Annotated in this window: 1 pseudogene; it reads right to left on the bottom strand. The window is 42.5% G+C overall.

Annotated elements, in window-relative coordinates:
• Positions 1-301 (bottom strand): annotated as a pseudogene (locus UC75_RS18045) (RND transporter); the annotation flags it as partial.

The following is a 301-nucleotide window of genomic DNA, read 5'->3' as shown; positions in this document are numbered from 1 at the left end:
AGAACCTTTAACCGACAAGGTTGGATAACGTGTTAAACGAGTCTGTTCCTTTTGTGCTTTGGCAACTTCAACACTGGCTTGAGCCGCAATCATTTTGGGGATGGTATTAAACTCAGGTTCGCTGTAGAGACCCGACTGTTTCACCAGATCATCAGGGATAATCCATATCTTATTAAAAACATCTACACCTACCAGAGTTCTTAGATGTTGCTGGTACTGACGCAATAAAGATTGTTGAGCAATAAGCGTCGACTGTGCAGATTCTAAATATGTTTGTGCCTGAACTGGATCAGCTTGGCTG

The organism is Acinetobacter sp. V2 (assembly GCF_001188385.1).
GTDB lineage: Bacteria > Pseudomonadota > Gammaproteobacteria > Pseudomonadales > Moraxellaceae > Acinetobacter > Acinetobacter oleivorans.
The sequence above is the reverse complement of the archived record's forward strand: the minus strand, read 5'-3'. Positions and strand labels throughout refer to the sequence as shown.